The sequence below is a fragment of the Noviherbaspirillum malthae genome (assembly GCF_015352985.1).
Classification (GTDB): domain Bacteria; phylum Pseudomonadota; class Gammaproteobacteria; order Burkholderiales; family Burkholderiaceae_D; genus Noviherbaspirillum; species Noviherbaspirillum malthae.
Genome location: NZ_JACYXF010000004.1, coordinates 104,175 through 127,222 on the forward strand (window position 1 = coordinate 104,175; position 23,048 = coordinate 127,222).

The window sequence follows — 23,048 nt, forward strand, 5'->3', positions numbered from 1 at the left end:
CCTCCCCTTCTAGGGCAGCCGGCGAGGTGGACGTAGCAGGGGTTTCGCAATGTATGCTTGCGCCTGCGAAGTCCGAGTGGCCTGCTGGCCACAAGGTGGAGGGTCAGGGCGAAGATGGGTTGTTGCAACACGATCAGAAGTTCCGTGCCGCTATCAAAACCCATCCCCCACCTAGCCTCCCCCTTGAAGGGGGAGGAACGTTCTTTAAAACTTACCTCCCACGCCGCAACTTGCGAGCCACTCGTGCTTCACAGGAGCAACGCATGCATTGCGATATCCCTGCCGCCTCTATCTCGTCAAACTGCCTTCAAGCGGATAGAGTGAAACTCTGTCGAAGCGCGACATAGGTTTATCGCGGCCCCGCCACATCAAAACGTATGGCGCATCCCGACACCGATAGTCCCCGCTGAATCAAAGCCGCTCTGCCTGTCACGGGAATAGACTGCATACACGTCCGTCCGCTTGGACAGGAAATGGTCATAGCCGACCGATGCGGTGTCGCGCTTGTTGTCGGCGAGTCCGGCGCGCGTGCGCTTCGTGTGCGCCCACTCGGCCAGCAGAGCGCCGCTTTGCGTGACCGGCACACGCAGGCCGACGTCGTAGGTGCGGGTGTCGTTGGACACGCCGCTGCTGTCGGTCTTCACGAGAGAACCGTACACCTTGGCGACCTTGAAGTCATAGGTGGCGCCGAGCAGGTAACCGTTCTGCTGGGTGAGGGGCGCCGTGACCGGCACGCGGAAGCGCTGCGCCGAGAATGCCGCGCTGAAGTTGCCGTTCACATAATTCGCATGCAGTCCGAGGTTGGCCGTGCCGCTGCTGCCGGCCACTTCGCCGAGCCCGTAGATGACGCTGCCGGCGAGGCCACCGACGCGCGGGGTGGCGTACTGGATGGTGTTGTTCCAGACGGTGTCGCCGATCAGCGCGCCGTTATAGGTGCCGACGAAGGATTGCAGCACCAGCGGCGAAAACACGACCGAAACGCCGAACGGGCTCAGCGTGCCCATGTTGACATAGGTTGGGTTGGTCTGGCGGCCGAAGGTCAGCCGGCCGAAGCCGCTTTCCACGCCGACGAAGGCATTGCGCGAGAACAGCGGGTCGGTCGCATTGCGGCCCTGGCCGCCGGTATCGGTCTGGAAGAAGCTTTCCAGCGCAAAGATGGCCTTGTAGCCGCCGCCCAGATCCTCGCTGCCGCGCACGCCCCAGTACGAAGTGGTCAGGCCGCCGTGGCCAAGCTGCGTCACGGCAGCGGGCCCGCCGCTGCGCTCCGACTTTGCGACGTAGGCGCCGATCAGTCCATACAGCTGTACCTGGGTGGTCTCCTGCGCGAACGCATTGAACGCCGCGCCCGCGACGATGAAGCCTGCTCCCAGCTTCATCATGTTGTGTGTCTTCTTTGTCATTGTTATGAATGTTGAATTGAAGAGTGAATGAATACTGCCTGCTTCCCTGGCTGTTCCTGCTGCTCGCTGTTTAATTAATGCTTACTGCTTCTCGATCTTCGCCTTCTCGATCACCGCGCCCCATTTCGCAATATCGGAGGCGAGCAGATTCTTCGTCGCATCAGGTGTGCCGCCCTGTGCCACCACGCCGAATTCCAGCAGGCGCTTCCTGATGTCCGGATTCGATACGGCCGCATTGATTTCCTTGTTCAGCCGATCGATGATGGGCTTGGGCGTGCCGGCCGGCGCCGCCAGGCCGTTCCAGGAGGCCGCCTGATAATTCGGCAGGCCGCTCTCGGCGACGGTAGGCACATCGGGCAGGCCGGAGAAGCGCTTCGCGGACGTCACGCCGATGACATGGATGTTGCCGGACTTGATCTGGGGCAGCGTCGGCCCGAGAATCTCCACTGCCGCATCGAGCTCGCCGGTGGTGACGGCGGTGATGACTTCCGGCGTACCCTTGTAAGGAACGATGAGCGCATCGATGCCTGCCGTCGAAACGAAGAGTTCGGCCGCGAGGTTCTGCGTGCTGCCGCGGTTGATGGTGCCAATATTGAGCTTGCCCGGGTTCTTCCTGGCGTAGGCAATCAGTTCGGCGGCATTCTTGATCGGCAGCTTCTTGTTGACGATGAGGCCGAGGTCGAAGTAGCCGAGCGTGGAAATCGGCGCGAAGTCCTTGAGGGTATCGTAGGGCAGCTTCTTGAACAGGCCGGCGCTGACCGCAGTGCCGTTGCTGATGAGCAGCAGGGTATAGCCGTCGGGGCTCGCCTTGGCGACCGCATCAGCCGCAACGATTCCGCCGGCGCCCGGCCGGTTCTCGATGATGATGGGCTGCTTCATCGACTCCGACATCTTTTGCGCGACGGTGCGGATAGTGAGGTCGGCAATGCCGCCCGCGCCGAAAGGCACGACGATCTTCACCAGCTTGTTGGGATAGTCCTGCGCGACGGCGGACGCGGACGCGGACGCGGCGAGCGCCAGCGCAGCCACGCAGCATTGCACGGTCTTGATTACTTGTCGGATCATGAAAAGCACCTTGGTCATTGGAGGAGTCGCCGTGCTCTTTCCGGCACGTCTTGTCGATGGCAAGCCATCGCGGAAGCTGACCGGCAAGGAATGACGCATGCCGATGCGCTTCAGTTCGAGCGGATTATCGGGCAGGGCCGACCCATGAACAATACGATAACGGCGCTAGCTGCTATAGCAACTTGTTATAACGGATGGCGGATGCGCTCATCGCAAGCATGAGAACGAATCACGGGCTGCCCGTCAGGAATCGCCGAGAATTTCCCTTGCCACCTTCTCCAGGAGCTGCAGCATGGCCTGCTGCGTGCCGGTCGCAGGGCGGCGGGAATTGATGGCGATGAACAGCTTGGGCCGCAGGCCCGGATCGATGATGGGCCGTGTCGAATAGCGCTTGGGATGCGCCGCCGTGGTCACTGCATTGCTCGAGAGGATGGCCTTGCCGGCGCCGTCGGCGACGAGGTCGAGAATCGCGCCGACGCCGTCGACTTCCATCGCGATTTTCGGCTGCACGCCGATATTGATGAGTTCGGTCTCCACATGCATGCGTAGTGCATTCGGCCGGCTCGGAATGATCAGCGCATGCTTGCCGATATCCCGCAGCTTGACCGGCTTGCCGGCGTCCGCGTCGCCGAGGCGCTGCACCAGCATCAGTTCCTCCTCCACCAGGGGCAGCAGGTCGATGTCCGGCGATGGCAAGGCGTTGTAGAGAAGCGCGATATCGAGGCGGCCGGAGAGCAGCGAATCCAGCATGGTCTTCGACAGGCCTTCGCTGATGGACAGCGTGGCATCCGGCATCGACGCCTTGAATTCCCGCGTGATCGGCACGGTCAGGATCTTGGAGAGCGTGGGAGGAAGGCCGATTGCCACCCTTCCGGCAAGCGAGCCCTGCACCCGCGACAACTCCTCGCGCAGTCTCTCCATCTGGTGCAGCACGCCGCGGCTGTGCTCCAGCAAGACCTTGCCGGCCTCGGTGAGCGTAACGCCGCGCCCGTTTCTCATGAGGAGGGTCTGCCGCAGTTCCACCTCCAGCAGCCTCACCTGGCGACTCAGCGCAGGTTGCGCGATGTCGAGCGCGGTGGACGCCCGGGTGAAACTGCCGAGTTCGGCGACGCGCACAAAGTAGGCAAGTTGCTTGAAATCCATAATTGCGCTTTCCCGAGCAGAAATCCCCGAATGAAATAGATCGGACAATGATATAGCAAACTGCGATAGCTGCTAGAACACGCCGGGTCTTACTCCCGCCTCGCGACAGGGTGAAAATGCGTGCTATGCAAACCTCCATCAAAACCCTTTTCATGCGCGGCGGCACCTCGCGCGGGCCGTTCTTCCTCGAATCCGATCTGCCGCCCGACAGGGAAACGCGCGACCGCGTCCTGCTGGCGGTCATGGGTTCGCCCGACAAGCGCCAGATCGACGGCCTGGGCGGCGCCCATCCCCTGACCAGCAAGGTCGGCATCGTCCGCCGCAGCAGCGTGCCGGGCGTGGACATCGATTTCCTGTTCGCCCAGCTGCAGCCCGACAAGGACACCGTGGACACTACGCCCAACTGCGGCAACATGCTGGCGGCGGTAGTGCCCTTCGCGCTCGAAACCGGTCTCGCCCAAGTGCAGGGAGACACCACGACGCTGCGCGTACTGACGCTCAACACCGACATGCAGTGCGATATCACCGTGCAGACGCCCGGCGGCAGCGTCGCCTACAGCGGCGATGCACGCATCGACGGCGTGCCCGGCACATCGGCACCGATCACCATCAACTTCCTCGACACCGCCGGCTCGGTATGCGACGGTCTTCTGCCGACCGGCAAGGTGCGGGATGTGATCGACGGCATCGAGGTGACCTGCATCGACAACGGCATGCCGCTGGTCATGTTCAGGGCCGAGGCGGTGGGACGCAGCGGTTATGAAAGCGTGGCCGAGCTCAATGCCGATACCGAACTGAAGGCGCGCATCGAGACACTGCGCATCGCCTGCGGCCATGCGATGGGCCTGGGCGACGTGACGCAAAAGAATTATCCCAAGATGACGTTGATCGCCGCCCCGCGCACGGGCGGCAGCCTTTCCACCCGCAGCTTCATTCCGCATGTCTGCCACGACGCCATCGGCGTGCTCGCCGCCGTCACGGTGGCCACCGCCTGCGTGTTGAAGGGCTCGGTCACCGAAGGCATCGCTATCGTGCCGGAAGGCAGCGTCAAGCAGGTATCGGTCGAGCATCCCACGGGTGAATTCTCGGTCGAACTCGAAGTCGATCCCGCCAATTCCCAGAACGTCACGCGTGCCGCCCTGCTGCGCACCGCCCGCCTCATCATGCGCGGAGAAGTCATGGTACCCACATCGGTATGGAACAAAGGAGACACAGCTTGATCATCGACATCCACGGCCACTACACCACGGCTCCCAAGGCGCTCGAAGAGTGGCGCAACCGCCAGATCGCGGCGCTGAAGGATCCGGCGCTTGCTCCCAGGGTGTCCGAGCTGAAGATCAGCGACGACGAGCTGCGCGAAAGCATCGAGACCAACCAGCTGGCCAAGATGAAGGAGCGCGGTTCCGACCTCACCATCTTCTCGCCGCGCGCAAGCTTCATGGCGCATCACATCGGCGACTTCAATACCAGCGCGACCTGGTCTGCGATCTGCAACGAGCTTTGCCATCGCGTCAGCCAGCTGTTCCCCGACAACTTCATCGGCGCGGCGATGCTGCCGCAGTCGTCCGGCGTCGATCCGGCCACCAGCGTGGCCGAACTCGAGAAGTGCGTGAAGGAATACGGCTTCGTCGCCATCAACCTGAATCCGGATCCGTCCGGCGGCCACTGGACCAGCCCGCCGCTGACCGACCGCCACTGGTATCCGATCTACGAGAAGATGGCGGAATACGACATCCCGGCGATGATTCATGTCTCGACCTCGTGCAATGCCTGCTTCCACACCACCGGCGCGCATTACATCAATGCCGACACCACGGCCTTCATGCAGCTGCTGCAGGGCGACCTGTTCAAGGATTTCCCGACCCTGAAGTTCATCATTCCGCACGGCGGCGGCGCCGCGCCTTACCACTGGGGCCGTTACCGCGGGCTGGCGCAGGAAATGAAGAAGCCGCTGCTCAAGGACCATCTGCTCAACAACATCTTCTTCGATACTTGCGTCTATCACCAGCCCGGCATCGACTTGCTGACCAGGGTCATTCCGGTCGAGAACGTGCTGTTTGCATCGGAAATGATCGGTGCGGTGCGCGGCATCGATCCTGAGACAGGACACTACTACGACGACACCAGGCGCTACATCGAGGCGGCCAGCCTGAGCGATGAAGAGCGCTACAAGATCTTCGAGGGCAATGCACGCCGCGTCTATCCGCGCCTGGATGCCGCCCTCAAGACGAAAGGAAAATGAGCATGACAGCTTCCCTGTTCAACCAGTTGGGCGTGGTCAAGCGCAACATCGTTCGCGCCGACGCGACTGCACGCGATCTGCTTGCGAAGTTCGGCAGCGCCACCGTGCATGAAGCGATGGGCCGCGTCGGTTTGTTGAAACCGTACATGCGCCCCATCTATAGCGGCGCGCAGGTGTCCGGCACTGCCGTTACGGTGCTGCTGCACCCCGGCGACAACTGGATGATGCATGTGGCTGCGGAACAGATCCGGCCGGGCGACATCGTGGTGGCGGCCGTTACCGCCGAATGCACGGACGGTTATTTCGGCGACCTGCTTGCCACCAGTTTCATGGCGCGCGGCGCACGGGCACTGATCATTGATGCCGGCGTGCGCGATGTGAAGGTGTTGACGGAGATGGGCTTTCCGGTATGGAGCAAAGCCATCAGCGCCAAGGGCACGATCAAGGCGACGCTGGGTTCGGTCAACATTCCGGTGGTGTGCGCGGGTGCGCTGGTCAATCCGGGCGACGTGATCGTGGCGGATGATGACGGCGTGGTGGTTGTACCGGCCGCGGATGCGGGCCGCGTTGCAGAGGCGGCGCAGAAGCGTGAATCGCTGGAAGGCGAGAAGCGCGAGAAGCTGGCGAGCGGGGTGCTGGGGCTGGATATGTACAACATGCGCGGGCCGCTGGAGAAGGCGGGGTTGAGGTATATTGACTAAGAGCCTGTTTGAACAGTGCCGGAATCGGGATGCGCAGTAAGTTTTCAAACAGCCTCCAAGGACAATCGCTCTAGATTGGGAAAAATTTTTAAACAGTTGACCAATGCGCTTACGCCCCCTTCTCCCGCAAGCGGGAGAAGGGCTGGGGATGAGGGGGATTGCCAAGTCCGAAGGAGGTCTTGCTATCGCCCTCACCCCTAACCCCTCTCCCGCTTGCGAGAGAGGGGAATAAGAAAACACTTTGTGCTTTTTTCTTGGTAAGCATCGGCCACATCTTTAGAGAATTGAACATGACCTCCACCATGCACAGCGACCCCAAACACTGGCACATCGGCCTCATCGGCTACGGCGAAGTCGGCCGCATCCTCGCCGAGGATTTGCGCAAGCAGAGCATCAGCGTCACGGCCTACGACATCAAGCTGGGAAGCGAAGCGGGCCGCTCGCTGAGCGACCATGCGCAGACCCATGGCGTAGCCTTGGCCGGATCGCACGCCGCTCTTGCGGCGCAGGCAGACCTGGTCATCTCCGCCGTCACCGCCAGCCAGGCTGTCCCGGTTGCCGAGGCATGCGCGCCGGCAGTGGGACAAGGCACCTACTTCCTCGACTTCAATTCGGCCTCTCCCGGCGCCAAAACACAGGCAGCGGCGTTGATCGAGCAAGCCGGCGGCAGGTACGTCGAAGGCGCGGTCATGACCTCGGTGCCGCCTTACCGCCAGCGCGTGCCGCTGCTGCTGGGCGGGCCGCATGCGCAAGCGCTGCATCCGCTGCTGAACCGGATCGGCTTCGACAGCAAGGTCGCCTCCGACAAGCTGGGCGTCGCTTCGGCGGTGAAGATGTGCCGCAGCATCATGATCAAGGGCCTCGAAGCGATGGTGATCGAAAGCTTCACCACCGCCCGCGCCTATGGCGTTGAAGATGCCGTCATCGCTTCGCTGTTCGAAACCTTTCCCGGCATCGATTGGGAAAAGCAGGGCGCGTACTTCTTCCAGCGCGTCATCGAGCATGGGCGCCGGCGCGCCGAAGAAGTGCAGGAAGTCGCGCAGACGGTGCGCGAAGCCGGACTGGAACCCTGGTCGGCTTCGGGGACCGCCGCGCGCCAGGCCTGGATCGCCGATCTTGCCGATGGCGGACTGTTCGGCCCGAGGGCAAGCGAAGATTTTGCCCGCAGTTCCGATTGGCGCACCGAAGCCGATCGCATCCTGAAACATTTGAAGAATTGATACGCTGATGGAATTCATCAAGACACCCGGCTGGCTCGACTGGTACCAGAACCCGAGCAAGCCCCGCTTCCAACTGCCGCCGGGCGCGGTCGATGCGCATTGCCATGTCTTCGGACCGGGCGCCGCATTTCCCTTCTCTCCGGAGCGCAAATACACCCCTTGCGACGCAAGCAAGGAACAATTGTTTGCGCTGCGCGACCACCTCGGTTTCGCCCGCAACGTGATCGTGCAGGCGACTTGCCATGGTGCGGACAACCGCGCGATGGTCGATGCCTGCCTGGCCTCCAACGGCCGGGCTCGCGGCGTGGCAACCGTGCGGCGGAGCATCAGCGATGAAGAGCTGCAGGCGTTGCACGAGGCCGGCGTGCGCGGCGTGCGCTTCAATTTCGTCAAGCGCCTGGTGGACTTCACGCCGAAGGACGAACTCATGGAAATCGCCGCGCGCATCGCGCGTTTCGGCTGGCATGTGGTGATCTATTTCGAAGCGCAGGACTTGCCGGAGCTGTGGGATTTCTTTACCGCCCTGCCCACGAAGGTGGTGGTCGATCATATGGGCCGTCCCGACGTGAGCAAGCGGGTCGACGGCGAGGAATTCGCGCTGTTCCTGAAGTTCATGCGCGAGAACCCGCAGGTCTGGAGCAAGGTCAGCTGTCCCGAACGCCTGTCCGTCACCGGTCCGAAGGCATTGGACGGAGAGCAGGCTGCCTATCGCGATGTCGTGCCTTTCGCGCGGCGCATCGTTGAAGAATTTCCCGACCGCGTGCTGTGGGGCACCGACTGGCCGCATCCCAATCTGAAGGACCACATGCCCGACGATGGCTTGCTGGTTGACTTCATTCCGCACATCGCGCCGACCGCCGAACTTCAGCAAAAACTGCTGGTCGACAATCCCATGCGACTGTATTGGCCGGAAGAGATCTGACCGATCTCTTCGCCGCCGTCACCGGAACACTCATACAGCCTATCCGATGACGGCCGCATCAATGCCCTGCTCCTCCAGCCTCATCAATCTCTCCGATTTCACTCCGCTTCATCTTCAAGGTTCGTGCGCACCTTCTGCAGCATGGCCAGCAGCGCGCTGCGCTCCTCTTCGCTCAAATTCCTCACTGCCACATTCGACAGGTGCCTGCCTTGCAGCCGCAAATGCCGGAAGACCTCTTGCCCGGCCGCAGTAACCTGCAGGCGCACGCTGCGGCGGTCCGCAGCATCGGTACTGGCTTCCAGGAAGCCCTTGTCCCGCAAGCCCTTGATCAGGCGCGCAAGCTGCGCCTTGTCGCGGCCGGTATGCGCGACGAGATCGCTCTGCGTCGCTCCAGGATGCCTTGCGAAATAGCCGAGCGCCTTGGTTTCCATATGGGTCAGATCATGCAGCCCGTCGCGCAGCGTGCGGTACTGCCGCGAGCGGTAGAGATGCATGATTGCGTGGATGGATTCGAAGACCTCATCGGCCATGTCGGAAGCGGCGGACGAATTTCGGTTGACTTTATCAACTTGTTTTTTCATAATAGGAGACATTATCAACCAAAAAGGTTCAGGCAATGGAAAATGGTTTGCATCATTTGCAGGAAAGAGGCGTTCAGCGGGTTCGTCATGAAATCAGGCAGCGGGAAGTGGAAGTCGTCCGCATCCGGCCGGTCGGCGCCAACTTTATCAGCATTACGTTCCGAGGTGAGGCATTGCATGATTTCGTCACCGCCTCGTTCGACGATCATGTCAAATTCACATTTAACGATGCCGCAGGAGAAGTGGTCCGCAGGGATTACACGCCCCGGCACTTCGACCGCGACAAGCGCGAACTGACGATAGAGTTCGTTCGCCACGGCGACGGCAAGGCGTCGGAATGGGCACGGCAGGCAGGCATCGGCCAGCGCGCGATCATCGCCGGCCCGCGCGGATCGATGATCATTCCGTCCGATTATGACTGGCACCTGCTTGCCGGCGATTCCACCGCCTTCCCCGCCATTCGCCGGCGCCTGGAAGAACTGCCCGACACGGTGCGCGCCATCGTCGTGGCATTGGCCGACGACGATGCCGACCGCTGCGGATTCGATAGCAAGGCACACGTGCACCTGCATTGGGTGTCTTCACCTGATGAACTGGCTGCCGCACTGAGCGCAGTGCAAGTCCCCGAGGGCGAAGGTTTCGCATGGTGCGCAGGAGAAGCTTCGCTGATGGTACGGCTGCGGGAAATTCTTCGTACCGGAAAAGGCATTGCGAAGGAATCGATGCGGGTAGCCGCGTACTGGCGCCATGGCGCATCGAGTTATCACGAGCAGCTGGATTAAATGATATCGCCAGCCGCGGCCATTCCTGGTGCGGCATTGCAGCAGCGCTGCGTCCGTACCCTCTTCATGTTGAAGGAAAGGCTGTTAGCAGCCTTCGCATTCTTTCTGCTCCTGCTGCTCCCCTCATATTCTCTCTGATGTTGTTCATCCTCGTTCACCGGGGTCCGCAACTCATGTCGAGCGCGACACTATATTCTTTTCCCAATTATTGAAACAATGTCTACCATAAAGACGGTATAGAAAAACCAATGTACGGCAGTTAACATTGGTTCCCAACAAGAAACACACGCAATGGGAGATACGTCGGCCTTGTCACAGCATCAGCGTTTCTTTTTCAGTAATGTTGTTTTGCAGCATCGTTGCGCAGGAAAAAATTAAAGGAAACAAGGACAGCGATCATACTGATATCTCGATCCATCGACCCGTGCCAGATGGACGCATGCCGTCTTCATTAACTTGATTGCCTGACCGACTGTCAGGGATCAGGACTTATTAAAGCTGGTCACTCATTAAACCGTTCTCCAGGGAAGACGTAATGAAACTGCAAGACTTGAAAATTGGAACCCGCCTGACGCTTGGGTTCGGCATCCTGCTGCTGATGATGCTGACGCTGTCGGCGTTCTCCATATTGCGCATGCTGAGCATCGACCATACCGTCGCGCTGGAGAGCAAGGTCATCGTCAACCGTTTGCAGCCGCTGTATCAGGCCCGCGAAGCGCTTGGGCAGACCGGTATCGCCGCGCGCAATTCCTTCATCTTCACCAGCGAAGGCGATGCAAAACGCGAACTCGATATCGTCGATCAGCAGAAAACCATTTTCATGAATGCGCTCAAGGCTGTCGCGCCGCATTATGCAGGCGATGCGGACTTCGCGAAGGTAAGCCAGGGCCTGACGCAGATGGCGGCAGAGCTGAATCGTCCGCGCAAGTACCGCGAAGCCAACCAGATGCAGGAATTCGGCGAATTTCTCGTGAAGGAATGCAGCCCGCTGCGCCGGCAGATCGTCCAGGATATGGATGTCGTGATCCGCAAGGCCGAAGCGGAGATGGCCAACGCCACGACTGCCGTGCATGGCAGCATCAGCTTTTCGCGCATGCTGCTCATAGCAGTGTCGGCCCTTGCTCTTGCGATCGGTGTCGTGCTGGCCGTCGTTTTGTCTCGCAGCATTACGGCTCCGCTGACGGAAGCGGTCAGTTTTGCCCGGCGCGTGACCACCGGCGATCTGACCGGCCATATCGAGACGACATCGAAATCCGAGACCGGGCAGCTGATGACGGCTTTGAAGGAAATGAACGAAAACCTTGCGCGCATCGTGGCTGAAGTGCGTACCGGAACCGAACAGATCGCCACCGGTTCCACGCAGATCGCGTCAGGCAATCAGGACCTGTCTTCGCGTACCGAACAGCAGGCGGCATCGCTCGGGAAAACGGCTTCCTCGATGGAGGAGATTACCTCGACCGTGAAGCAGAACGCCGACAATGCGCAGCAGGCCAATACGCTTGCCGTCTCCGCCGCCCAGGTGGCAAGCGAGGGCGGCATGGTGATTGCCCGGGTCGTCGATACCATGGGCGCGATCAATGAATCGTCGAGGAAGGTGGTGGACATCATTTCCGTGATCGACGGCATAGCATTCCAGACCAATATCCTGGCGCTCAATGCGGCGGTGGAAGCGGCCCGTGCCGGCGAGGAGGGCCGAGGATTCGCGGTGGTCGCGAGCGAGGTGCGCAATCTCGCGCAGCGCTCGGCGGCGGCGGCCAGGGAAATCAAGACGCTGATCGACGACTCGGTCGAGAAAGTGGAAAACGGCAGCAAGCTGGTGGATCAGGCCGGCGCAACGATGAGCAATATCGTCGACGGCGTCAAGCGGGTCACCGACATCATCGGCGAGATCACCGCAGCGAGCCGGGAGCAGACTTCGGGCATCGAAGAAGTCAATGCCGCCATCGCGCAGATGGACCAGGTCACCCAGCAGAATGCGGCGCTGGTGGAACAGGCTGCGGCGGCATCGGAAGCGATGCAGGATCAGGCTACCCAGCTGGCGCAGGTGGTGAGCGTATTCAAGGTTGACGCATCCCGTGCCGCACCCGCCCTGGCTGCTCGCGCTGCACAGGCACCCGCGCTGTCAGTGGCGGGCGTGCCGCGGCTGAAGCAGATGCTGTGAAGGCAGGCGTGAATGGAGGCCTGCCGCAGCTTCAGATGACGAACAGGATAGGCACAAGAACAACAAGAATGATCGCGGCCACGGCGGGCAGCGCATAGCGGTTGAAACGCGGCAGCGTGGCGCTTTCCCGCTCGGCCGGATGCTGCGAATACAACTTTGCGTAATACCGGTTGTTCTTCACCCGATACCGATAGTGGGAATAACCCGCGCCAGTCAGAATGGCCGAGGCCAACAGGAACCAGAGTGCTGCCAACATCAGAAATCAGCCTTCGAAAAAGCTTCGGATTCTAACATCCGGCGCTGCATTGCAGGGTGTCCTCAAAAACGCACGACCTCTTCCAGCATGAAGCCCTCCATGCGCTGCCTGACTAATTGACAATGGGCGACGACGGGCGGCTGCGAATCTGCCAGCCATCGTCATTGGACTTCCGCCTTGGTTATCCATTCCGTCGGGACAAGACAAGAAAAAGCACAGCAAGGACAAGGTCTTGTGCGGACTGTCGAAACGACATCGGCACGATTGTCTTCCATCACTTGACCGGCAAACGTTTACCGCTCACCGCCAGTGCACTTGCCTTTGTCGAGGCGAACCTGGGGCGGCATCACATGGGTGCATGTGCTTGCCGCACCGGTGACGCGGTTGTATTTTTCTTCGGCCTCGGCGTACTGCCGCGCGAGTTCCTCCAATTTCCTCTCGTCGGATATCGCGCTTGAATAGATGAGATAGTCCCGAGGGCCGCCGCAGGCTCTGACTCCGAGCGGGACGACATGGCACTGTTCGGGCCGCCGGGCCGATGCATCCCCGATTTCCCGCACCATCTGAAGCCGGATATCCCGCATCTCCGACTGGAGTCCGCCGGCGATGGTTTGCCGGCCTTCGGTTCCGGCAAGCCCGCAGGCCTGCAGACCGCAGCAGGCGAGCAGCATCGCGGTGATTGTCCTTTTCATGGAACGCTGCACAGGCCGGCTTGGCCGCATGGTTTGGCCTGGGATGCCGGCGCCCGAGCGCTTGAGGCAGCGCATCTGCTCAGGCTTGACGTGTCTATTCCTCGATGCGGAAGCCCGCCTTGAGAACGACCTGGAAATGCGCAACCTTGCCATCGACGATATGGCCCCGCGTCTGGGTGACCTCGAACCAGTCCAGATGCTTGACCGATTTCGATGCCTTCTCGATGGCATTGCGAACGGCTTCGTCCGAACTGTTCGGGGAGGACCCGACAAGTTCAATCAATTTATAGGTATGAGCAGACATGCGGTCTCCTTGGATCTTCGGCAATGGAACAAGAAAGCGAATCCAATTCTGACGCATTTGGCCTTACGGCAAATGCGAACCGCAGGAGATTCAGAGCTAGATCAAATCGGGCTCGATGGGACAGGCGAATTGCACGGCGGCCACAAAGCGCCCCGCACCTGCTTACTTTCTCCTCCCCAGGAGCCTGTTTGAGGACTTGCTGCGCAGCGTAATCGCGCTACTGCGGTGGCCAGGCGACTCTCGAGTACGTGTGCATTCCTCAGACCGGCCCCAAGCTGCTCGCTACGGTTTTCAGGCAGGTTTTCAGAAGCTGATGGCCAGCGCCACGACCACTTCGCCTGCGGCGCACAGGCGCTGGTATTCCTCGAATTGCCATTTGCGGTAATAGCCTTGCTTGGCGGGAATCAGGGATTCGGGGCGCGGCGACGCGACCCAGATGCTCCCGTCGGGACGCGAGATTTGCCTGTGGAATTGGGGTGAGAAATCGAGTGACATGTCTGGACCTTTGAAGCTGGGATTTCCGATTCACGCATTTTCCGGCCAGATCGAGCGGAAAGCATGACGGAAGTGTATTACCCGCTGCCGCAGCCGCTAACGAATTTCTTCGCACTTCGATATTCCCTGCTCTGCGTTTGATCAGTTCCGCGGCAGGCTGTCCGCTGGCAAGTTGGGCTGCTGAAAGCCGCCGGGAGAATCGGGATAGAATCAGTGTCTCTGCGCAGACAAGGAGGTAAGCATGCATGTTCCGGTCATTGATGTCGCTCCGCTGGTCCAGGAAAGCGGCAGCTGCCAGGAAGTCGCCGAACAGATCGGCGCCGCATGCCGTGAACATGGCTTTTTTTACATCTCCGGCCATGGCATCGATCCCGCACTGATCTCCCGCCTTGACCAACTCAGCCGGCAGTTCTTCGCCCTCGACGACGCTGCCAAACTGCGCCTGCGGATGGAACTGGGCGGCAGGGCATGGCGGGGATATTTTTCCGCAGGCAATGAGCTGACGTCGAACATACCCGACTGGAAGGAAGGCCTGTACCTGGGCAGCGAGCTCGGCGCCGACGATGCCAGGGTGGCCGCCGGCACTCCGCTGCACGGAGCCAACCTGTTTCCCGATCTGCCCGGGTTCCGCGAGACCATATTGCAATATCTGGATGCGCTGACCGCGCTCGGCCATCGCCTGATGGAAGGCGTCGCGCTCAGCCTCAATCTGCCGCGCGATTATTTCGTGACCCGCTACCTTGCCGATCCGCTGGTCCTGTTCCGCATTTTCAACTACCCCAGCCGGCCTGCTCCCGAAGGGCTGGGCGTCCAGTGGGGCGTGGGCGAACATACCGACTATGGCTTTCTGACCATCCTGTTCCAGGACGATGTCGGCGGACTGCAGGTAAAAAGCCGCGAAGGGTGGATTGAAGCGCCACCCCTGGCCGGCACCTTCGTGTGCAATATCGGCGACATGCTCGACCGGGTCACCGGCGGCCTCTACAAGTCCACGCCGCATCGCGTGCGGCTCAATACATCGGGACGCGATCGCCTGTCGTTTCCTTTCTTTTTCGATCCCGGCTTCGATGCGGCGGTGTATCCGATCGAAGACCTGCCTGAAGCGGCCGACGACAGCGCCGCACGCTGGGATAGCGCAAACGTGCATGCGTTTTCCGGCACCTACGGCGAATACCTGCTCGGAAAAATCGGCAAGGTATTTCCTGATCTGAAAAAAGCCGTCGAGCCTTGATACACGGGTACAAGACATCGAATCTTCTCGGAAAGAAGCTCAATCCGGCAGGTTCAGCGCGTATGCGGTTTGCTGTTCAGCCGGCGGAAGCGGGGGCGCCACGAAGTAACCCTGTATCTCGTCGCAGCGCAGCGCGGCAAGACGCCTGACCTGTTCCTCGGTCTCGACACCCTCCGCCACTACCTTCATCCCCAATGAGTGCGCCATCGTAATGATGGCGGTATAGAACACATTGCTTGCATCGTTCGATCCCAGGCGGGCGGTGAAGGCCCTGTCGACTTTCAGCGTATCGAAGTCGAGCTCCTGCAATTGCGCCAGCGATGAGTATCCGGTACCGAAATCGTCGACCAGCAGCTTGACGCCCATGTGCTGCATGACGGCCAGTACCTCGCTCACATCCTGACCGCTGGACATCATCGAGGATTCGGTGAGTTCGATCTCCACCAGATGCGCATCCAGCTGATATCGCTTGAGCGCGTCCGCGAGCGTGGCAGCGACGTCCGACTGCGTGAACTGGCGCGCCGACACGTTGATCGAAACGGGCACGATTTCCCGGCCGTGCCTGAGCCAGAACGCCAGCTGGGCACATACCTTGTCGATGACCTGCTCGCCCAGCTGAATGATCAGCCCCGTTTCTTCGGCCAGCGGAATGAAGGCTTGCGGCTCGATGATGCCGCGCTCCGGGTGCGCCCATCGCACCAGGGCTTCCATGCTCGACATCCGGCAGGTCGCCAGATCGATGCGCGGCTGGTAGTAAATGACGAACTGGTTCTGCTCCAGCGCGTGACGGAACTCGACTTCATTCTGATGCCTGCGCTGCACGGATTCGGAGAACTGTGCGTCGAAATAGCAATAATTCCGCTTGCCGCTCATCTTCACCGCATACATGGCCATGTCGGCATGGCTCATCAGCGTATCGGCGTCCAGACCGTCGTTGGGAAACACGCTGATGCCGATGGAAGTTCCGACCGAGTGCGTTCCCTGCGAAAGGCGAAAAGGCGCTTCGAAGGAATGCAGAATGCGCTGCGCGACCTGGCCGGCGTCGGTCCTGTGCGCCAGGTTTTCCGTCACGACGATGAATTCGTCACCGCCGATGCGCGCCACGATATCATGCGGCCGCACCGCCTCCTTCAGCCGCCGGCCCGCGTTGCGCAAAAGTTCATCGCCTATCTCGTGGCCCATCGTGTCGTTGACCGCCTTGAAGCCGTCGAGATCGATGAAGAGCAGCGCGAGCATTTGCCTGGATGCGCGCGCCGATACCAGCGCCTGCGGCAGATACCGCTTCAGCCAGTGCCGGTTGGGCAGCCGCGTCAGCGCATCCTCGCTTCCTATCCTTTCCAGTTCGGCCACATGCGCCTTGGTCTGGCTGATGTCGCGGATCGTGACCGCCAGGTCGCCGTCCGGCCGGCCGATCGATACATGCAGCCAGTCCGCCGCAACCGTGCGGACCTTTCTCGCATCGATTTCCCGCTCCAGATGGCGTTTTTCGTAGGCGGCACGCAGCAATCGGTTCAGCTCCTTCGCCTCCGAGTGCGAGTAGATCTCGGAAATGGTCAGTCCGATCAATTCCGATCGCCGGTACTTCATGATGCGCGCGCCCTGCTCGTTGCAGTCGATCACCTTGAAATCGCTGATCTTTCCGTCATCGCCTGCCCGCGGCCGCATGATGAAGAAGCCATCGTTCCCACGCTCGGTCGCTGTCCTGTAAGTATCGTGAAGCTGCTTGATCTGCTGCTTTCTCCAGGACAGCCGCGCCAGGCTCAATGATGCGAGCAGGGTGAAAAGCGCGAGCGCAGACGTGGCGACGATGCCATGCAGGATCGTTTCGTCGGAATCCTTGGTGAAGACAGACAGCGCATCCTGCTGGTCTATGCCTGCCACCGCGATCATCTCGTGCCGCTCCGTCGCCTGCCATCCCAGATATCGGGAGCGCTTGTCGCTGAAGTAGGTGGCGCCGTCCAGCATGACCGTACCCGACCGCCCGTCAATGGCCGGCGGTGCAACGATCGTGGCGGCCGGAGGCGTGTACACCTGATCGCCTATCCTTGCCACACGCACCCGTCTATCCGAGCCAAGGATGGCAAGCAGGCCGTGCGGCCCCAACGTCAGCTGGTCGTAGCCGGCGATGAAATACTCGGGCACGACCGAGATGACGACAACGCCGCCGAACCTGCCGTCGCCATTCATGAGCTTTCTAGAGAAATGCGTGACCGTGCGCTTGCTCAGAATGCCGTATCTGGGACGCCCGATGTAGAGCTGGTCGCTTCCTGACGAGGACTGCGCCAGAAAGTAGGCTTCTTCGCTGACGTTGATCGGCTCGCTCATGCCGAGCGTGCTGGTCAGGATGTCGCCTTCGGCGTTGACGATGGTGACATACAGGCCGAGCCTGGCCGGAAAGGGCCCGGTGTCGCTCAGGGTCTGCAGGTCGAGTTTGCTGCCCGACATTTTCCAGCCATAGCGGACATAGAGAGATAGCTGGTCGATGGCATCGATGGTTTGGGAGAGATGGCCTGCGTAGGACCGCGCAAGAATTTCCGCTTCGCGTACGGCGGCCGCCTCTGCGCTCTTTCTGTCCTGTTCAATGCCTCCAAGCAGATAATGCCAGGCGATAGCGCCGATCACGACGACGGAAATGAGCCACAGGGCGAGAAAGGGCAGGCTGAATCGCATAAAGCGTTCGCCTTCCAGCCCGGGCGGCAAGGCGGAGCTGTCCATGACTGAACTGGATGACTTGGACGACATGCATTTCCCCAGTGCAGTTGCTGCGTTGAGAACGGACAAGTCCGCCACGAATCGCGATGAATGAGACGGGTTCCGAACTGCCTGCAGGAAAAACTTCCGGTACGCCGGCTTGATTCAATCAGTCCGATTGTGTGGCGACAGGAAGTTTAGTCTCTGCGGAAAGTCAAGCGTGTGTTGGTAGGTTTGCCATGTTTTACTTCGGCAAGGCGCTTGCTGCAGAGGAGAGAGGCTGCCGGCATGCTGTCGCCGGCGGCGGGAAACGGTGAAATGGTTCCGGTCAGAACGCAGGGATGATCGCGCCCTTGTATTTCTCGCTGATGAACTGCTTGACTTCAGGCGAGTTCAGCGCGTTGGCCAGTTTCTTGAATGCAGCACTGTCCTTGTTGTCCTCGCGAGCGACGAGAAGGTTGGCATAAGGCGAATTGCCGTCTTCGATGAACAGCGAATCCTTCACCGGATTGAGCTTGGCTTCAAGCGCATAGTTGGTATTGATGAGCGCCAGGTCGACCTGGTCCAGCACGCGCGGCAGCATCGCCGCTTCCAGTTCGCGGAACTTGAGCTTCTTCGGATTTTCAACGATGTCGCTGCGGGTCGCCGAGACATTGGAAGAATCGCGCAGCTTGAGCAGCCCCTGGCGCGCCAGCAGGATCAGCGCACGGCCGGAATTCGACGGGTCATTCGGAATGGCAACCGTCGCGCCGGCAGGCAGGTCGGCCACGCTCTTGTGCTTGCGCGAGTAGCCGGCGAACGGTTCGACATGCACCTTGGCCACCGGCACTTCGATATCGTTCTTGTGGCTCTTCTTGAATTCGTTGAGGTAAGGCTGATGCAGGAAGAAGTTGCCGTCCAGGCGCTTTTCATTGACCTGTACCGCAGGCTGCACGTAATCCGTGAATACCTTGACCCGCAGGTCCAGGCCTTCCTTTGCCAGCTTCGGCTTGATGAATTCGAGAATCTCGGCGTGCGGCACCGGGGTTGCGGCGATGGTCAGCACATCGGCGGCATGCGCCGGCAGGATGGCGGCGGCTGCAAGCAGCGCGCCCAGTTTGGGCAAAAGCGAACGTAGCATGTGAACTCCTGTTGTTATTGCAAGCGGACGAATCACGCGTCACTTGCGGGTGAAGCGCAGCACCATCCGGTCGCCGAGCAATTGCAGCAACTGGACCAGCGCCACGAGAATGGCGACCGTGATAAACATCACGTCCGTCCTGAAGCGTTGATAACCGAAACGCAGGGCAAGATCGCCCAATCCGCCGCCGCCGATCACGCCCGACATCGCCGCGTAGGACACCAGCGCGATGGTGGTCACGGTTGCGCCGGCGATCAGGCCGGGCAGCGCTTCGGGCAGCAGGGCCTGCAGCACGATCTGCCAGGTGCGCGCGCCCATGGCCTGGCAGGCTTCGATGATGCCGCGGTCGACTTCGCGCAGCGTGTTTTCCACCAGCCTTGCGTAGAACGGCGTGGCGCCGGCGACCAGCGGCGGAATGGTGCCTTCGATGCCCAGCGAAGTGCCCATCAGCACCAGGGTCACCGGGATCATGACGATCAGCAGGATAAGGAAGGGCACCGAGCGCAGCAGGTTCACGACGAATGAAAGCAAGGCATACACCTGCGGCTGTTCGAGCAGCTGCCGGCGTCCGGTCAAGAACAGCAGCACGCCGAGCGGCAGCCCGAGCAGGATGGTGAAGCTCAGCGAGACGCCGGTCATTATCAGCGTTTCTATCGTGGCCTGGCCGATGTCGGTCCAGTCGATGTCGTTCAATAGTTCAATCATGGAGTACCTCATAGCGGATGCCGAGCGCCTGCATCACGTCGGCCACCGATTCGCCGGTCGCCGGATTACCGGCTGCACCGTTGTCGGACAGCTCCACCAGCAGCTGCGCATAGGGCGTGTCCTTCATGCTGGAGACGACGCCCTGCAGAATCGCCACACGCTTGCCGCTGCGGGCTTCGATCTCGCCGATCAGCGGCTGGTACACCGCATCGCCGCGATACGTGATGCGGGCTCGCGTTGCACCGGCCGCCTTGCGCTGCACGGCATGCACGCCGCCTTCCGCGGCGAGGCTTTCGTTGCTTTCGTTGACCAGGCCCTGGGTAACCGGATGGACAGGATGGAGAAAGACATCCGCAACATCGCCCTGCTCGACGATCTCTCCCTTGTCGATCACCGCGACCCGGTCGCAGAGCCGGCGTATGACGCTCATCTCATGCGTGATCAGCACGATGGTCAGGCCGAGACGTCGGTTGATGTCGGCAAGAAGATCGAGGATGGATTGCGTCGTTTCGGGATCCAGCGCCGACGTCGCTTCATCGCACAGCAGCAGCTTGGGATGATGGGCAATCGCGCGCGCAATGCCGACGCGCTGCTTCTGGCCTCCCGACAGCTGCGACGGATATTTCTCACGCTGATCCTGCAGGCCGACCAGGTCCAGCAGTTCGGTGACGCGCGCTTCGCGCTCGGCACGGCTGAGCCGTCCTGCCAGCTTCAGCGGAAACTCGATGTTCTGTGCGACGGTCTTCGCATTGAGCAGGTTGAAGCTCTGGAACACCATGCCGATGCTCTGGCGCAGGTCAGCCAGCTTGCTGCCGTCCAGCGTGGTGATATCGAGGCCATCGATGCAGACCCTGCCGGCGGTCGGCCGTTCAAGCAGGTTGATCGTGCGCAGCAGCGTACTCTTGCCCGCCCCGGAACGGCCGATGATGCCGTAGATTTCTCCGGCGCGCACATGCAGTTTGACGTCGCGAAGCGCGCTGATCTCTTTCTTGTTCGATTGGAATGTCTTTGAAACGTGTTCTAGCAGTACCACGGCGCCCTCGGCCAAGACCGATTAAAAAGGCAGCACTGTAGTTAAGACTTCGCCATATATCAAATAACATGTTTTTTGTGTGATATGACGAATGGTAATACTGCATGCTCCAACAAAACATTCGACGGTCGCCCGCGTTCATATAGGATGCGCGTCGAATTTTCAATAAGAAATCTGCTGAAAGCCGGCATTAAATTTTTTTTGGCGGCGAGAAAAAATATCTTCCCCACTTTCAGCTTCGGCTGCCTGCAAACGGTAATAACCGCATACCCTGCTGCGCCAGCCACGGTGAGACTGGTTCCCTGATGATCGGCCTGACTGCCCGCGGTATCGTACTGCGGCCCGCGGCCTGTCATGTCAAAATCCGCAAGTGGAAAATGCGGCGCATCAGAAGAGAAGCCACCCGACCGGCGGGTTATTCCGGATGAGTACAAATAAATTCCTGTAAAGTCCCTGTCTTGTTCTCAAACAGACAAACCGACAGGCGGCTTGAACATGAACTGGATTTTTCTCTCCGTCGCGATCATTGCCGAAGTGATTGCAACGACCGCACTCAAGGCCAGCGACGGCTTCAGCAGGTTGGGACCTTCCGTACTGGTTGTTGCCGGATATGGCATTGCCTTCTACTGCCTGTCTCTGACCCTTCGCACCATCCCGGTAGGTATTGTATATGCGGTATGGTCAGGTGTCGGCATCGTACTGATTACCCTGATTGCCTGGCTCCTATATGGACAAAAGCTGGACGCGCCTGCGCTGTTCGGCATCGGATTGATCATTGCGGGAGTCATTGTATTGAATGTGTTCTCGAGATCGGTCACGCATTGAATACGTGCCGCCGCAGCCATGCCGGCATGCTGGCGCACAAGCATCATGGAATTGCGCCTGTTGACCGCGCAGCAGCCGATGCGCCGGTATTCGGCATTGGGTGAAGTCAACCAGGCGCCAGGTTGCGGCAAATCGCATCGACGTGGCGGTGATCGGTGCCGCAGCAGCCGCCGACTACGTTCATGGCCGGCAGAGCTGTGCGGATTTTTCCATACAGCTTGCCCAGCTCCTCGGGATTGCCGTCATCCAGTTCGCTCGCTTCATCCAGTTCCGCATGGCTGAGCTGCGAGGCATTGGCTCTGATGCCGCGGATCCTTCGCAGCCACGCTCCTTCGTCGTGCAGGGTGTTTTGAAAATGCAGCGGGTGAGCGCAATTGATCATGTGGTAGGCGGCATAGCCGCCGGTATCGTCGTCCGTACGTTCGATGGCGGACCGCAGCGATTCTCCCGACGGCAGCTTGCCGTCGGTCTCCACGGTGAACGAAATTGCAACAGGCATTGCGCATGCCTTGGCCGCATGGACGATTCCGATAGCTTCCTCGGCATAGTTCATTGTAAAGGCTGCCACCATGTCGGCATCGGTTCGGGCAAAGGTTTCGATCTGCTCGGCATGATAACGCTGCGCATCCGCGGCATTCATTTTGGCATCGGCACGGAAGCCGTCACCGCGCGGACCGAGATTGCCGCTGATGACCATCGGGCTCGTCGGGCTCTCATTCTCTGCACGCATGCGCAGCAGCATTGAAATCGCCTTGCGGTTGGCGTCGGCAAGTTCTTCGGTTCCATATCCCAACAAGCTCGCCCAGTCACGATTGGCGCGCCAGGTTGGCGCTTCCAGCACCAGACCCACTCCATGCTGCAAGGCGATACCGATATAGCGGCGGTAGTACTGCTCCAGGAGCTGCGTGCCGTCTGCATCCTTTAGCAGATCGAATGCCGCAAAATAGGGTAACGATACGCCTTCGTGAAAAATCAGCGTCGTTTCAAGGCCTCCGTCGGTCATGAACAGCTGTTCGCCATCGACTTGCGGCAGGCGGCTACGGTATTTGCTCATGATGTTTCTCCTTGAGGATTCCTGCATCGAGCATTACGAAACGGCATGACGGACGTCAATGGCCGATGCAATGACGTCCTTCGGTACTAGAACAGTTTTAGCCCAACCGTGCTGCAAGCACCAGTGCTTTTATTGGCAAAAGAGCGTTGCGTCTCCTTGGCGTGTCGCAGCGTCAAGCCTTATACCAATCCCAAGTCATATCATGCCAAAGCCGGGTCATGCCTTTCGGTTCGGCACATGATTCAAAAAAGACAGGCACGTTGTTTCCGGCCAAGCGCTGCACGGCGGTCAGACGAGTGTCGTCGATTAAAGACGAACAGTGCGACATCGTATCGATGCAAAAAAAAGGCACGGCAAGGTCGAAACCTTGCCGTGCCTTTTGATGAGGGAGCAACGAATCGCGGAGCCGCGCAGCCAGAGTCTGT

General features: G+C 60.2%; 24 protein-coding genes. 9 read left to right on the forward strand and 15 right to left on the reverse strand.

Going from position 1 to position 23,048, the window contains the following annotated elements; translation table 11 throughout:
- Positions 1 to 368 precede the first annotated feature (368 nt).
- The 3 genes from IGW03_RS08535 to IGW03_RS08545 all read right to left on the reverse strand — a co-directional run bounded on the left by IGW03_RS08535 (position 369) and on the right by IGW03_RS08545 (position 3,608).
- Positions 369 to 1,379: a porin gene (locus IGW03_RS08535; protein WP_228535243.1), complete on the reverse strand. Its 1,011-nt coding sequence runs from the start codon at positions 1,377 to 1,379 to the stop codon at positions 369 to 371.
- Between the two features lie 102 nt (positions 1,380 to 1,481).
- Complete coding sequence (locus tag IGW03_RS08540) at positions 1,482 to 2,465, reverse strand: Bug family tripartite tricarboxylate transporter substrate binding protein (RefSeq protein WP_194722119.1); 984 nt, start codon at positions 2,463 to 2,465, stop codon at positions 1,482 to 1,484.
- 243 nt (positions 2,466 to 2,708) lie between these two features.
- Complete coding sequence (locus IGW03_RS08545; protein ID WP_194722120.1) at positions 2,709 to 3,608, reverse strand: LysR substrate-binding domain-containing protein; 900 nt, start codon at positions 3,606 to 3,608, stop codon at positions 2,709 to 2,711.
- Between the two features lie 125 nt (positions 3,609 to 3,733).
- Between IGW03_RS08545 and IGW03_RS08550 the strand changes: the two genes are divergently transcribed.
- The 5 genes from IGW03_RS08550 to IGW03_RS08570 all read left to right on the forward strand — a co-directional run bounded on the left by IGW03_RS08550 (position 3,734) and on the right by IGW03_RS08570 (position 8,693).
- Complete coding sequence (locus IGW03_RS08550; RefSeq protein WP_194722121.1) at positions 3,734 to 4,828, forward strand: 4-oxalomesaconate tautomerase; 1,095 nt, start codon at positions 3,734 to 3,736, stop codon at positions 4,826 to 4,828.
- Positions 4,825 to 5,850, forward strand: a complete 1,026-nt coding sequence (locus tag IGW03_RS08555) for an amidohydrolase family protein (protein WP_194722122.1) — start codon at positions 4,825 to 4,827, stop codon at positions 5,848 to 5,850. Before IGW03_RS08550 ends, IGW03_RS08555 begins: the two co-directional genes overlap by 4 nt.
- A 2-nt stretch (positions 5,851 to 5,852) precedes the next feature.
- Positions 5,853 to 6,551: a 4-carboxy-4-hydroxy-2-oxoadipate aldolase/oxaloacetate decarboxylase gene (ligK, locus tag IGW03_RS08560; protein WP_194722123.1), complete on the forward strand. Its 699-nt coding sequence runs from the start codon at positions 5,853 to 5,855 to the stop codon at positions 6,549 to 6,551.
- Positions 6,552 to 6,841: 290 nt separating this feature from the next.
- Positions 6,842 to 7,771, forward strand: coding sequence for a DUF1932 domain-containing protein (locus IGW03_RS08565; protein ID WP_228535245.1), 930 nt, complete (start codon positions 6,842 to 6,844; stop codon positions 7,769 to 7,771).
- A gap of 4 nt (positions 7,772 to 7,775) precedes the next feature.
- Positions 7,776 to 8,693, forward strand: coding sequence for an amidohydrolase family protein (locus tag IGW03_RS08570; protein ID WP_323744949.1), 918 nt, complete (start codon positions 7,776 to 7,778; stop codon positions 8,691 to 8,693).
- 98 nt (positions 8,694 to 8,791) lie between these two features.
- Here the strand turns inward: IGW03_RS08570 and IGW03_RS08575 are convergent, their stop codons facing one another.
- Complete coding sequence (locus IGW03_RS08575) at positions 8,792 to 9,274, reverse strand: MarR family winged helix-turn-helix transcriptional regulator (RefSeq protein WP_194722125.1); 483 nt, start codon at positions 9,272 to 9,274, stop codon at positions 8,792 to 8,794.
- Between the two features lie 14 nt (positions 9,275 to 9,288).
- Complete coding sequence (locus IGW03_RS38860) at positions 9,289 to 9,483, reverse strand: hypothetical protein (RefSeq protein WP_323744953.1); 195 nt, start codon at positions 9,481 to 9,483, stop codon at positions 9,289 to 9,291.
- On the opposite strand from IGW03_RS38860, the gene IGW03_RS08580 reads away from it, so the two are divergent.
- Both IGW03_RS08580 and IGW03_RS08585 read left to right on the forward strand, forming a co-directional pair.
- Entirely contained in the window at positions 9,427 to 10,056 is a 630-nt protein-coding gene (locus tag IGW03_RS08580; protein ID WP_323744950.1) for a siderophore-interacting protein, read from the forward strand. The two genes, IGW03_RS38860 and IGW03_RS08580, sit on opposite strands and share 57 nt — an antisense overlap.
- 535 nt (positions 10,057 to 10,591) lie before the next feature.
- Positions 10,592 to 12,217, forward strand: a complete 1,626-nt coding sequence (locus tag IGW03_RS08585) for a methyl-accepting chemotaxis protein (protein WP_194722127.1) — start codon at positions 10,592 to 10,594, stop codon at positions 12,215 to 12,217.
- A 31-nt stretch (positions 12,218 to 12,248) separates the two neighbouring features.
- Here the strand turns inward: IGW03_RS08585 and IGW03_RS08590 are convergent, their stop codons facing one another.
- From IGW03_RS08590 to IGW03_RS08605, 4 genes are all read right to left on the reverse strand, one after another.
- The gene (locus tag IGW03_RS08590) at positions 12,249 to 12,473 is read right to left on the reverse strand and encodes a hypothetical protein (protein WP_194722128.1); all 225 of its coding nucleotides are present in this window, start codon (positions 12,471 to 12,473) and stop codon (positions 12,249 to 12,251) included.
- A 293-nt stretch (positions 12,474 to 12,766) separates the two neighbouring features.
- Complete coding sequence (locus IGW03_RS08595) at positions 12,767 to 13,165, reverse strand: hypothetical protein (protein ID WP_194722129.1); 399 nt, start codon at positions 13,163 to 13,165, stop codon at positions 12,767 to 12,769.
- Positions 13,166 to 13,259: 94 nt separating this feature from the next.
- Complete coding sequence (locus tag IGW03_RS08600) at positions 13,260 to 13,469, reverse strand: dodecin (RefSeq protein ID WP_194722130.1); 210 nt, start codon at positions 13,467 to 13,469, stop codon at positions 13,260 to 13,262.
- A 303-nt stretch (positions 13,470 to 13,772) separates the two neighbouring features.
- Positions 13,773 to 13,964, reverse strand: a complete 192-nt coding sequence (locus IGW03_RS08605; RefSeq protein WP_194722131.1) for a hypothetical protein — start codon at positions 13,962 to 13,964, stop codon at positions 13,773 to 13,775.
- A gap of 241 nt (positions 13,965 to 14,205) precedes the next feature.
- On the opposite strand from IGW03_RS08605, the gene IGW03_RS08610 reads away from it, so the two are divergent.
- Positions 14,206 to 15,195, forward strand: coding sequence for an isopenicillin N synthase family dioxygenase (locus IGW03_RS08610; protein WP_194722132.1), 990 nt, complete (start codon positions 14,206 to 14,208; stop codon positions 15,193 to 15,195).
- Positions 15,196 to 15,234: 39 nt separating this feature from the next.
- Here the strand turns inward: IGW03_RS08610 and IGW03_RS08615 are convergent, their stop codons facing one another.
- From IGW03_RS08615 to IGW03_RS08635, 5 genes are all read right to left on the reverse strand, one after another.
- Positions 15,235 to 17,910: a bifunctional diguanylate cyclase/phosphodiesterase gene (locus IGW03_RS08615; protein WP_194722133.1), complete on the reverse strand. Its 2,676-nt coding sequence runs from the start codon at positions 17,908 to 17,910 to the stop codon at positions 15,235 to 15,237.
- A 304-nt stretch (positions 17,911 to 18,214) separates the two neighbouring features.
- Positions 18,215 to 19,006 carry a MetQ/NlpA family ABC transporter substrate-binding protein gene (locus tag IGW03_RS08620; RefSeq protein WP_194722134.1) on the reverse strand — a complete coding sequence of 264 codons (792 nt, stop codon included), beginning with the start codon at positions 19,004 to 19,006 and terminating at the stop codon, positions 18,215 to 18,217.
- Positions 19,007 to 19,045: 39 nt separating this feature from the next.
- Complete coding sequence (locus IGW03_RS08625; RefSeq protein WP_194722135.1) at positions 19,046 to 19,711, reverse strand: methionine ABC transporter permease; 666 nt, start codon at positions 19,709 to 19,711, stop codon at positions 19,046 to 19,048.
- Entirely contained in the window at positions 19,704 to 20,744 is a 1,041-nt protein-coding gene (locus IGW03_RS08630) for a methionine ABC transporter ATP-binding protein (RefSeq protein WP_194722136.1), read from the reverse strand. Before IGW03_RS08630 ends, IGW03_RS08625 begins: the two co-directional genes overlap by 8 nt.
- A gap of 59 nt (positions 20,745 to 20,803) precedes the next feature.
- The gene (locus IGW03_RS08635) at positions 20,804 to 21,178 is read right to left on the reverse strand and encodes a hypothetical protein (protein ID WP_194722137.1); all 375 of its coding nucleotides are present in this window, start codon (positions 21,176 to 21,178) and stop codon (positions 20,804 to 20,806) included.
- A 61-nt stretch (positions 21,179 to 21,239) separates the two neighbouring features.
- Here IGW03_RS08635 and IGW03_RS08640 point away from each other — a divergent pair, with 61 nt between their 5' ends.
- The gene (locus tag IGW03_RS08640) at positions 21,240 to 21,569 is read left to right on the forward strand and encodes a DMT family transporter (RefSeq protein ID WP_194722138.1); all 330 of its coding nucleotides are present in this window, start codon (positions 21,240 to 21,242) and stop codon (positions 21,567 to 21,569) included.
- Between the two features lie 106 nt (positions 21,570 to 21,675).
- Here IGW03_RS08640 and IGW03_RS08645 read toward each other — a convergent pair whose 3' ends face one another.
- A complete protein-coding gene (locus IGW03_RS08645) occupies positions 21,676 to 22,623 on the reverse strand; it encodes a homocysteine S-methyltransferase family protein (RefSeq protein ID WP_194722139.1) in 948 nt (315 codons plus the stop codon).
- Positions 22,624 to 23,048 lie beyond the last annotated feature (425 nt).

Excerpts from the sequence above, each read along its gene's own strand:
- IGW03_RS08535 (WP_228535243.1), bottom strand. The coding sequence starts at position 1,379 with ATGATGAAGCTGGGAGCAGGCTTCATCGTCGCGGGCGCGGCGTTCAAT.
- IGW03_RS08540 (WP_194722119.1), bottom strand. The coding sequence starts at position 2,465 with ATGATCCGACAAGTAATCAAGACCGTGCAATGCTGCGTGGCTGCGCTG.
- IGW03_RS08545 (WP_194722120.1), bottom strand. The coding sequence starts at position 3,608 with ATGGATTTCAAGCAACTTGCCTACTTTGTGCGCGTCGCCGAACTCGGC.
- IGW03_RS08550 (WP_194722121.1), top strand. The coding sequence starts at position 3,734 with ATGCAAACCTCCATCAAAACCCTTTTCATGCGCGGCGGCACCTCGCGC.
- ligK (WP_194722123.1), top strand. The coding sequence starts at position 5,853 with ATGACAGCTTCCCTGTTCAACCAGTTGGGCGTGGTCAAGCGCAACATC.
- IGW03_RS08565 (WP_228535245.1), top strand. The coding sequence starts at position 6,842 with ATGACCTCCACCATGCACAGCGACCCCAAACACTGGCACATCGGCCTC.
- IGW03_RS08575 (WP_194722125.1), bottom strand. The coding sequence starts at position 9,274 with ATGAAAAAACAAGTTGATAAAGTCAACCGAAATTCGTCCGCCGCTTCC.
- IGW03_RS38860 (WP_323744953.1), bottom strand. The coding sequence starts at position 9,483 with ATGATCGTCGAACGAGGCGGTGACGAAATCATGCAATGCCTCACCTCG.
- IGW03_RS08585 (WP_194722127.1), top strand. The coding sequence starts at position 10,592 with ATGAAACTGCAAGACTTGAAAATTGGAACCCGCCTGACGCTTGGGTTC.
- IGW03_RS08590 (WP_194722128.1), bottom strand. The coding sequence starts at position 12,473 with ATGTTGGCAGCACTCTGGTTCCTGTTGGCCTCGGCCATTCTGACTGGC.
- IGW03_RS08595 (WP_194722129.1), bottom strand. The coding sequence starts at position 13,165 with ATGAAAAGGACAATCACCGCGATGCTGCTCGCCTGCTGCGGTCTGCAG.
- IGW03_RS08600 (WP_194722130.1), bottom strand. The coding sequence starts at position 13,469 with ATGTCTGCTCATACCTATAAATTGATTGAACTTGTCGGGTCCTCCCCG.
- IGW03_RS08605 (WP_194722131.1), bottom strand. The coding sequence starts at position 13,964 with ATGTCACTCGATTTCTCACCCCAATTCCACAGGCAAATCTCGCGTCCC.
- IGW03_RS08610 (WP_194722132.1), top strand. The coding sequence starts at position 14,206 with ATGCATGTTCCGGTCATTGATGTCGCTCCGCTGGTCCAGGAAAGCGGC.
- IGW03_RS08615 (WP_194722133.1), bottom strand. The coding sequence starts at position 17,910 with ATGGACAGCTCCGCCTTGCCGCCCGGGCTGGAAGGCGAACGCTTTATG.
- IGW03_RS08620 (WP_194722134.1), bottom strand. The coding sequence starts at position 19,006 with ATGCTACGTTCGCTTTTGCCCAAACTGGGCGCGCTGCTTGCAGCCGCC.
- IGW03_RS08625 (WP_194722135.1), bottom strand. The coding sequence starts at position 19,711 with ATGATTGAACTATTGAACGACATCGACTGGACCGACATCGGCCAGGCC.
- IGW03_RS08640 (WP_194722138.1), top strand. The coding sequence starts at position 21,240 with ATGAACTGGATTTTTCTCTCCGTCGCGATCATTGCCGAAGTGATTGCA.
- IGW03_RS08645 (WP_194722139.1), bottom strand. The coding sequence starts at position 22,623 with ATGAGCAAATACCGTAGCCGCCTGCCGCAAGTCGATGGCGAACAGCTG.